Here is a 1,688-nt window from a genome sequence, read left to right as displayed (position 1 = left end):
AGATTGACCGCAAGGCCTTGCCCGATGTGGTCGGTGCCGTTGCGCGGACGCTCTATGAACCGCCAACGACCCAGACGGAGCAGCTGGTGGCGGGTGCCTTTGGCGCGCTGCTCAAGGTCGATCAGGTTGGCCGCCACGACGGGTTCTTCGCGCTTGGCGGGGATTCTTTGAGCAGCGTTCGTCTTGTTGCGCGTCTTGAACGAGCAACGGGCAAGGCAGTTGCGATCCGTAATGTGTTCGAGGCACCGACGGTGGCCGCTCTGGCGGCCCGGATTGAGAATGCGGTTGGGAGTGACGGAGATATTCCCCTTGTCTGCGCGGACCGAAGTAGTCCTCTTCCTTTGTCGTTGCAACAGGAGCGGTTGTGGTTCCTCGACCGTCTGGATACTCAGGCAGGCGCTGCCTATCACATCGAAGGGGCCTTCAGGGTTGAAGGGCTGCTGACCCGGAACGCTTTGGCCGAGGCCCTTGAGGCGCTGCTGGAGCGTCAAGAGGGTTTGCGTGCAGTGTTTGTTGCTGATTGTGACGGTCAGCCGCGTCAGGTAATCCGTTCAGGGTCGGATCCCGAGTTCGGCCTCAAGCAGGAGTACGGGTCCAATCTGGATGAGGCCGAGCTTGCTGACCGTGTTGCGGAATTGCTGGCGCATCCGTTTGAACTTGAGGCCGGTCCCTTGTTCCGTGCGACGCTGATCTGTCTGTCGGAGCGTTCCCATGTTCTGGTCATTGGTGGTCATCACACTGTTCTGGATGGCTGGTCCCTGGGCCTTCTGGTGAAGGAGCTGTCCGCCCTTTACGAAGAGGCCGTGGGCGGCATGGCAGCGGAGCTTGCCGTTCTGCCGATCCAGTATGCCGATTATGCGGTTTGGCAGCGCAAGGTGTTGTCGGGTGAGCGCCTAGACGAAGAAACTGCGTGGTGGAAGCATGAACTCTCAGGTGTCCCGGAGGCGATCACCTTGCCGTTTGACCGGCCCCGGCCCGAGGTGATGGATTATTCGGGGGGCTCTGTGGAGCTGTCCATTCCGGCGGTTGTCACGGATCAGTTGAAGACGCTTGCGCAACAGACCGGTTCGACCCTGTTCATGGTACTTGAAGCCGCCTTTGCCACATTGATGTCCCGGCTTGGGGCGGGCGGCGATGTGGTGATCGGAACGGCTGTTGCCGGTCGTCCCCGGCCAGAACTCGACGGCCTTTGCGGGTTCTTTGTCAACACGCTCGTCCTGAGAAACCGGATTGATGTGGAGCGGTCGTTTGAAGGGCAGCTGTCGGAGACCCGGCAAAGGGTTCTGGAGGCTTTTGCCCACGACAGTGTGCCGTTCGAAGCGGTTGTTGAGGCGGTTTCCCCGGTGCGTTCCTTGCGCCATGCGCCTTTGTGTCAGGTAATGCTGGTATTGCAGAACACACCGGACAGGGATTTGGAGCTCCGTTTTGGGGATTGTCGGGTCGGTGTTTTCGGTGAGCAGGGCACTGATCGTGCGAAATTCGAGTTGTCTCTGAACCTTGAAGAAACGGGCGGGTCCCTGCGTGGGCATCTGTCCTATTCAACCCAGCTGTTTGACCGTCAGACGGCAACACGCATCGGAGCGATGTATGTCCAGCTTCTAGATGGTGTTGCCGAGACACCTCAAACGCGGCTTTGTGATGTTGCGCTTTTGAACGAGGCGGAGCGGGAGCTTGTGCTGCATGGCTTC

General features: G+C 59.7%; 1 protein-coding gene. It reads left to right on the top strand.

The features are described from left to right. Positions 1-1,688: condensation domain-containing protein (locus tag E1297_RS02105; protein WP_244327597.1), on the top strand; the 1,688-nt coding region annotated here is incomplete at both ends.

Source organism: Roseibium sp. RKSG952 (assembly GCF_009711355.1).
The sequence above is the reverse complement of the archived record's forward strand: the minus strand, read 5'-3'. Positions and strand labels throughout refer to the sequence as shown.